Source organism: Dyadobacter sp. (genome assembly GCF_051859145.1).
Taxonomy (GTDB): Bacteria; Bacteroidota; Bacteroidia; order Cytophagales; family Spirosomataceae; genus Dyadobacter.
Genome location: NZ_JBHYGF010000159.1, coordinates 1 through 8,730 on the forward strand (window position 1 = coordinate 1; position 8,730 = coordinate 8,730).

The 8,730-nt window shown below is 48.7% G+C and carries 5 protein-coding genes; 4 read left to right on the forward strand and 1 reads right to left on the reverse strand.

All coding sequences use genetic code 11. From position 1 onward, the window contains the following. A partial coding sequence (locus tag ACTIE6_RS10770; protein WP_439556637.1) for a ligand-binding sensor domain-containing protein occupies nucleotides 1–2,992 on the reverse strand: 2,992 nt, incomplete at its 3' end. Nucleotides 2,993–3,232: 240 nt separating this feature from the next. On the opposite strand from ACTIE6_RS10770, the gene ACTIE6_RS10775 reads away from it, so the two are divergent. From ACTIE6_RS10775 to ACTIE6_RS10790, 4 genes are all read left to right on the forward strand, one after another. After that, nucleotides 3,233–4,249 (forward strand): glycoside hydrolase family 43 protein, encoded by a 1,017-nt coding sequence (locus tag ACTIE6_RS10775; RefSeq protein ID WP_439556641.1) that lies wholly within the window; start codon nucleotides 3,233–3,235, stop codon nucleotides 4,247–4,249. A 16-nt stretch (nucleotides 4,250–4,265) separates the two neighbouring features. Next, nucleotides 4,266–5,354: a Gfo/Idh/MocA family protein gene (locus ACTIE6_RS10780; RefSeq protein WP_439556638.1), complete on the forward strand. Its 1,089-nt coding sequence runs from the start codon at nucleotides 4,266–4,268 to the stop codon at nucleotides 5,352–5,354. 10 nt (nucleotides 5,355–5,364) lie between these two features. After that, nucleotides 5,365–7,815, forward strand: a complete 2,451-nt coding sequence (locus ACTIE6_RS10785; RefSeq protein WP_439556639.1) for a glycoside hydrolase family 95 protein — start codon at nucleotides 5,365–5,367, stop codon at nucleotides 7,813–7,815. 27 nt (nucleotides 7,816–7,842) lie between these two features. Next, on the forward strand, nucleotides 7,843–8,730 hold an 888-nt coding region (locus ACTIE6_RS10790), incomplete at its 3' end, for a glycoside hydrolase family 43 protein (protein WP_439556640.1).

The window sequence follows — 8,730 nt, forward strand, 5'->3', positions numbered from 1 at the left end:
CTTCAATTTTAATGCAGAGCCACTTGTCCCAGCCAGCTCTTTCGTGTTGGAAGAGGGAAAGTGTTACCGTACCGCCGCGGGTAGTGTGTTTAAATGCATTGGACAACAGGTTTAAAACGATGCGCTCGATCTTGTTGGCATCAAAATCCATTTGCAGACTATCAATCTGGCGTGCTACCACAAAGTCAATTCCTTTAACCTGCGACAGATACTGAAAGGATTCTGCCGTTTCGCAAACAAAGGAAATGATCTCACCCGGCGCAGTTTCAAGCTGTGATTCGTGTTGTTGGAGATTTTTGAAATCAAGCAGCTGGTCCACCAGGTTGAGCAGCCGTTTTGCATTGCGTTTTATCCCCTGCAAATGCGGAATATTCCCGGTGTCCGAACCGCGGTTTACCAATTGATCCAGTGGCGCGAGAATGAGCGAGATGGGTGTCCTGAATTCGTGGCTCAGGTTAGTCAGGAACTCGATTTTCATTTCATCCAGCTCACGTTTCCGCCTCGCCTCTGTTTCAAATTCTTCCTGTCTGAACTTCTTTTCCAGTTTCCGGATACCCCGGTGCCGCATGAACAACACCAGACCGAATAGTGCAAATGCATAAAAGATGTAGGCGTAAACGGTCATATAAAACGGCGGCTCCACCACGATTTGCACGGAGGTACCCGGTGTGTTCCATGCGCCATTCTGATTCTTGGCCTCCACTTCAAATTGGTAGGTGCCCGGATTTAAGTTGGTGTATCCGGCAGTTTTAGCATAACCCGCGTAATGCCACTCATCGTCAAATCCATTCAGCCGGTAGCGGTACATCGTTTGCGAAGCGTCAGTATAATTCAGCGCCGCGTAGGTGAGGGTAAAATTCTGTTTGTAGTCCAGATGAATGGATTTGGCTACGGAAATGTGTTCGGAAAGAATGCTGGAGTCAGCAGGCGTAATGGATTTGTTACCAACGCGCAGCACTTTCAAGACTACCGGAATGCGGTTCTTGTTTTGCCGGAGCAAGCGGGTATCCAGGTAATTGAAGCCGCGTATCCCGCCAAAGTATAACAGATTGTCACGCGTCCGGATCCCAGCACCCAATACAAATGTATTGTCCTGCAAACCGTTGTATTGGGTGTAATTGACAAAGCGCTTCGTCGACATATCCAGGTAACTCAGTCCATTGTTCGTACTCACCCAGATCCGCCCCTGCGCATCTTCCAGTATCTTGTTGATCACACCGCTGATCAGTCCCTGTTTTTGACCAAAAACCGAGAAGCTGCTGTTAGCTGGATTGTATTTAGCCAAACCTTCGCCGCCGGTACCAACCCAGATATCGCCTCTGCTATCTTCAAAAATCGACAGCACATTGTTTCCCGGCAGTGCGCTGTTCTTTTTATCAAAATGAATGGATTTCCGTTTTTCAGGATCGTAAATGACCAGTCCTGTGCCGTGAGAACCGATCCAGAGCTTGCCGTTTTTATCCTCCAAAATATCCCTGATATATCCGTTAAGCGGAATTACCCGCTTTGTCACTATGGTATTTTCATCAAAATGCCTGACGAACTGCCCGGTCTTAGGATCTAATTCATTTACGCCACCGCCGTTTGTACCGATCCAGATTTTTCCCCTGCGGTCCGTAGTAATGCAAAAAATATCATTGTTGCCCAGCGACGATTTGCTGGCTGTCTGCGTAAACTGCAGGTACTTACCCGTAGCGGCGTCGAGCTGGAAAAGTCCGTCCTGAAAGGTGCCGATCCATAAATGGTCGCCTGTCATTTTGAGCGAAAGTACCGCCAGTCCGGACGTACCCAGCTTGTTTTTGGGCGACAGCGGGACTTTGGTGAACAGGTTTGTTTTCCGGTGATACAGATTTAGGCCGCCGCCGTCGGTACCTACAAACAAATCGCCATTGGTTTTCTCTGCAAAAGAAGTCACAAATGGCGCGCTCAGCCCGTCAGGATCATACGTGTCCGACTTTTTCAGACCGAAAATGGTCAGGTTTTTATCATATTTATTGACGCCCCCCTTGTAAGTACCCAGCCAGAAAATGCCCCGGTCGTCGATGAGCACGCTGCGGACGGACTTGTTGGTAAGGCTGAAAGGATTGCGTGCATCGGGTGCATACCGGGTCACTTTGCCGGTTTCAATGTTCATCACATTCAAACCACCATCGGTACAGATCAGCAGTGTCTGCGGACCTTCGGCTACGATGGAATAAATCATGTTACTGCTGATTGTCTGCGCGTTATCAGCCTGGTATTTGAAAGTTTGAAGCAGGGTACCTGCGGCGGTGAGTTTATACAAACCATGGAACGTACCCACCCAGATATTGCCTGCCTGGTCACCCTGTATCGCTTTGACCTGACTGTGGCTGCCGGGCACGTAATCAATTTTGCGGAAGCGGTCCGTTTTGGGATTATAGATGAACAGACCATTCAGGGTGCCAATCCACATTTGTCCCGCTTTATCTTCGTAAAAGCTTAAAATCAGCTGATCCCTGATCTCGACAGGTGCATTTGTGCGCTGGCTCATCCGCGTCAGCTTGAATGTGACCGGATCCACCCACACCAGACCCTCAATAGTACCAACCCACAATTTGCCGGTGGGATCGCTCGTGATGGCAGAGACACTTTCGTTGACACAAACGCGTTTGAATGCATCTTTTTTACGATCATATAAATTCAGCGCACCCTGGATCGTGCCGACCCAGATACGTCCGGCCCGGTCTTCGTGGAGCGAAGTAATATCATTGGAAGCAATGCTGGCAGGGTTCGTGCTTTCATTGCGGTACAATGTGAACTCGGTTCCGTCGTATTTGTTCAGCCCGTCGTCGGTACCAAACCAGAGCAGCCCGTGCCGGTCCTTCAAAATGGCATGTACGGTATTGGAAGACAAACCATTGGCAGAGGTAAGCGCAGTAAAATTGAGCTGCGGATCATTTGCATTCGCCTGTGTCATTGAAAACAGACAGATAGTGGCAGAAATGAGGATATAAGCACAAAATTTGAACATGGCACTGCATATTTTATAGCCTAAATCAAGGCGTAATGACCCTTTCTGAACATTTGTGACATTACTTTCAACAAATGTATTCAACAATACAGCAATGAAAACCTACATTTGCTCATTGATAAATTAAAAAATAATATCGGAAAAATGATGGGTTTTAATCCTGATAATAGAAGTACTATGGCTGAAAAATATATTGTCAATTTGACAAATAAAGTATTCAAACGATCTCTGACACTCGGCTTGCTGCTTTCCGGCGCCTATCTGAACCCCGCCGACGCGCAAAAGGCAAACGCAATCAAGCCGCTGGTAACTGACCTTTACACGGCCGATCCATCCGCTCATGTTTTTAATGGGAAGATTTACATCTATCCTTCTCACGATATTGAAGCCAATGTTCCGCAGGATGATGAAGGCGGACATTTTAATATGCGCGATTACCATGTTTATTCCATGGATAGTCCGACCGGCAAGGTAACCGACCACGGTGTTGCATTGGATTTAAAGGATATTCCCTGGGCAGGCCGCCAGCTGTGGGCGCCGGATGCAGCTTTCAAAAACGGGACCTACTACCTGTATTTTCCGGCCAAAGACAAACAAGATGTTTTCAAGATTGGAGTAGCCACGAGCAAATCGCCGACTGGTCCGTTCAAAGCACAGCCTGAACCTATTCCGGGTAGTTACAGCATAGATCCAGCCCTTTTTACGGATACCGACGGGACTTCTTATATGTACCTGGGCGGGATCTGGGGCGGGCAGCTGCAACGCTGGCACACCGGGAAATATGATAAGAGTTTGTCAATGGACCTGGGCAAAGGGCATGAGAATGAGCCTGCATTAAGCGCCAAGGTTGCAAAAATGAGCAAGGATATGCTAACGTTTGAAGAGCCGCTGCGTGATGTCCAGATTCTGGATGAAAACGGAAAGCCGCTGCTGGCCGGAGATAATAATCGCCGCTTTTTTGAAGGCGCGTGGATGCACAAGTTCAATGGTAAGTTCTACTTTTCATACTCCACCGGCGATACGCATTTACTGTGCTACGCCGAAGGCAGCTCGCCTTACGGACCATTTACTTACAAAGGTGTGATCATGAAACCAGTAGAAGGTTGGACTACGCACCATTCTATTATTGAATTCAAAGACAAATGGTATATTTTCTATCACGACGCTGCATTATCGGGCAAAACGCATTTGCGGAATATCAAAGTCCGGGAGCTGCTTCGTGATGAAAATGGATCAATCCGAACCATAGAACCTTAATAACTCACCATCTGCTATGCAAATTGAAAGACGTGAATTTCTCTCCACATTGTCACTAGCCGGAGCGGCTACCCTTTTTTCCGGCAACCCGCTCTTTGCTTCTACCAATCCAAAAAAAGATAAACTCGGCATCGCACTCGTCGGGCTGGGCTATTACAGCACCGACCTGCTGGCACCCGCGCTGCAAATGACGGAGAAATGCTACCTGGCCGGGATTGTAACAGGAACACCTGCGAAAGCCGAAACCTGGAAAAACAAGTACAACATTCCTGAAAAAAACATTTACAACTACCAGAATTTCGACAAGATTGCCGACAATCCGGATATCGATATTGTGTACGTGGTACTGCCGCCTTCCATGCACCGGGAGTTTGTGGTACGTGCTGCCAAAGCAGGGAAACACGTTTTCTGCGAAAAACCAATGGCGCCTTCCGTAGCAGATTGTGAAGCGATGATTGCGGCTTGCAAAGCCAATAAAGTGAAGCTCGCAATCGGCTACCGCTGCCAGCACGACCCGAACATCCAGGCTTATATGAAAGTGGCCAAAGACCAGAAATTTGGTAAAGTGAAGATGGTGAACAGCGCGGCGGGCTATTTCGACGCACGTACCGATCACTGGAAACAGAAAAAGGCATTGGGCGGCGGCGTAATGGGCGATATGGGCGTGTATGCATTGCAGGGCGCGAGATTGGCGACAGGCGAGGAGCCGATCAGCGTAATCGCGCAGGCTTCTACCACGCGACCGGAGATTTATAAAGAAGTGGAGGAAACCATGATGTTTATGCTCGATTTTCCAAGCGGCGCCCGGGCTTCCTGCCAGACGAGCTTCGGGATCAATATGAATTACCTTCAAGTGAATTACGAAAAAGGCTGGCTGAAACTGGAACCGCAGTCAGGTTATAACGGGAATAAAGGAAGTATGTCGGATGGTACGATCATCAATTTCCCGATCAAAAGTCAGCAGGCGAAACAAATGGACGAGGACTGCCTTGCTATCATGAACAACACCGACCTGATCGCGCCGGGCGAGGAGGGTTTGCGGGATATCCGCGTGGTAGAGGCAATTTATAAGTCGGTTGCTTCGGGTAAGAGTGTCAAAATTTGATTTTCGTTTTATGAAGTTTAGTGCCCCTTTCATCTTTTTACTAATCATTACCTGTCCTGCTTTTTCTCAGGATAAGGCTTTAAAACTTTGGTATAATACGCCTTCCGGCAAAACCTGGGAGAATGCATTGCCGGTGGGAAATGGTCGGCTGGGTGGAATGGTGTACGGCAATGTGGCGGAGGAAAGGATTCAGCTTAATGAAGGTACATTGTGGTCGGGTGGACCAAACCGGAACGATAACCCGGCTGCATTAGCTGCATTGCCGGAGATTCGGAAACTGATTTTTGAAGGAAAACAAAAAGAGGCTGAAAAGCTGGCTAACCAGGCGATTATCACCAAAAAGTCGCACGGACAAATGTTCCAGCCAGCAGGTGAACTGCGCTTGCATTTCGCCGGTCAGGATGAATATCAGGATTATTACCGGGAGCTGGATATTGAGCGGGCGGTGGCCAAAACGACCTATAAAGTCAATGGCGTCACATTCACCCGCGAAGTGCTGGCTTCTTTTCCGGACCAGGTAATTGTGATGCGGCTGAGTGCCGACAAGCCTGGCAAACTTAATTTTTCAGCTTCTTATTCTACACTGCACAAGCAGCCTGAAATCAAGGTTACACCTGCGAGAGAGTTAACGCTGGCAGGCAGGGCTTCTGATCATGAGGGCGTCACAGGTGTAGTAAAATTCAAAACGATCACGCGTATCAAAAATGAAGGTGGTAGTGTTACTTCGAACGATACTGCGCTTTTGGTAAAGGATGCGAATGCGGCCGTGATCTTTATTTCTCTCGCCACGAACTTCACGAATTACCACGAAGTTTCCGGGAATGAAAATGCGCGCGCTGACGGGTATTTGAAAAAGGCTTATTCCAAATCGTGGGACGGGCTTTTGAAGCCGCATGTGGCTGCTTATCAGAAGTATTTTAATCGGGTAAAGCTTGATTTGGGTACAAGTGAGGCCGCAAAACTGCCGATTAATGAGCGACTGAGGAATTTTAAGAAAGCAAATGATCCTGCGCTTGTCACATTGTACTTTCAATACGGACGTTACCTGCTGATTTCCAGCTCGCAACCCGGCGGACAGCCTGCTAATTTACAGGGGATATGGAACAATAAAATGATGCCGCCCTGGGATAGCAAGTACACGATCAACATCAATGCGCAGATGAATTACTGGCCGGCAGAAAAGACGAATCTGTCGGAGCTGCATGAGCCTTTTCTGAGAATGGTAAGTGAGCTGTCGGAAACCGGGAAGGAGACTGCGAAGGTTATGTATGGCGCGCGCGGCTGGATGGCGCATCATAATACGGATATCTGGCGCGCAACCGGCGCGATCGACGGCGCTTTCTGGGGAATGTGGATCGCGGGCGGCGGGTGGACGAGCCAGCATTTGTGGGAACATTATTTGTACACGGGCGATAAGAATTTTCTTGCCAAAATTTACCCGATCCTGAAAGGTTCGGCCCTATTTTACACCGATTACCTGATCGAACATCCCAAGTACCACTGGCTGGTGACAAACCCGGGCAGCTCGCCCGAAAATGCGCCTGCCGCGCACGAAGGTTCTTCGCTTGATGCGGGTACCACAATGGATAACCAGATCGCCTTTGATGTATTTACTTCGGCGATCCGGGCTGCGGAGATTTTGAAAAAAGATGCTGCATTCATTGATACACTCCGTCAAAAACGCAACCAGCTGCCGCCTATGCATGTGGGTCAGTACGGACAGTTGCAGGAGTGGCTCGACGATGTGGATGATCCCAAAGATGACCACCGTCACGTGTCGCATTTGTACGGATTGTTCCCGGCTTCGCAGATTTCAGCTTACCGTAATCCTGAACTTTTTTCCGCTGCACGCACAACTTTAAACCACCGCGGCGACGTGTCCACAGGTTGGAGTATGGGTTGGAAAGTGAACTGGTGGGCGCGGTTGCAGGATGGAAATCACGCTTACAAGCTAATTCAGGACCAATTAAGTCCGCCCAGCAATCGCGGTGGCGGAACATACAACAACCTTTTTGATGCGCACCCGCCGTTTCAGATCGACGGTAACTTTGGCTGTACCTCGGGCATCACCGAAATGCTGATGCAAAGTGCAGATGGTGCCGTGCATTTGCTGCCTGCATTGCCTGATGTCTGGAAAGATGGGAGTATCACAGGCTTGCTTGCCCGCGGCGGTTTTGAAATTGTAAACATGCAATGGAGCGGCTCGAAGCTGACGAACGTGCAAATCCGCTCGAAACTAGGCGGTAACCTGCGATTGCGCGTGCCAAATGCATTGAAAATGAGTGGTGGAACATTGCAGAAAGCCAGCGGGGAGAATTCCAATGCATTCTATCTGACGGATGAAATCGCGACGCCGGTGGTGTCACCAAAAGCTAGTAAAGAACCGATCATATTAAAAGAAACGCTGCTGTACGATTTGCCGACGCAGGCGGGTAAAGTATATTCCTTCTCAGCTCAATAAGATTTTTAACACTTAGTGAAATATATTATGTACAGGCTTTTTCTCAGGACTGTTTTCGCCTTCTTGTGCCTTGTAGCAGGTTATCATGCTTCGGCGCAGTCCATTACGTTAGTCAATCCGATACTAACCGGCTTCTATCCCGATCCTAGCGTGGTGCAGGTAGGGAAGGATTATTACCTGGTTAATTCGACATTCTCCTACTTTCCCGGTATCCCTGTTTTTCATAGCAAAGACCTTAAAAACTGGAAGCAGATCGGGAATGTGATCGACAGGCCCTCGCAGATGGATTTCATGGGCGAACAGCTTACCCGCGGACTTTTTGCACCTGCGATCAGCTACCATAACGGCACATTTTACGTCACCTGTACCGATATTGATCACGGCGGGAATTTTGTAGTGACCGCCAAAAACCCGGCGGGTCCATGGAGCAATCCGGTTCGCATTCCGCAGGTTCGTGGAATTGATCCTTCGTTGTTTTTTGATGAGGATAATAAAGCTTACATCATTTACAACAGCGACGCGCCGGACCGTAAACCTTTATACTCCGGCCACCGCACGATCCGCATGTATGAAATGGACCCGGTTACATTGAAGGTGATCGGAGAGGAAAAGCAGCTAGTGAATGGCGGAGTGGACCTGAGTCAGAAACCAGTTTGGATCGAAGCGCCACATATCATGAAGCGGTTTGGCTGGTATTATCTCTATGCAGCCGAGGGCGGTACATCTGTGAACCATACCGAGGTGGTTTTTCGCAGTAAGTCGGTTTGGGGACCTTATGTTCCTTATGAAAATAACCCCATTTTAACACAAAGAGGATTGCCGGAAGACCGCAAAGACCCGGTTACCTCAGCGGGTCACGCGCAGTTTGTAGACGGGCCGGATGGAAAAACGTATGCGATCTTTCTGGCGGTAAGG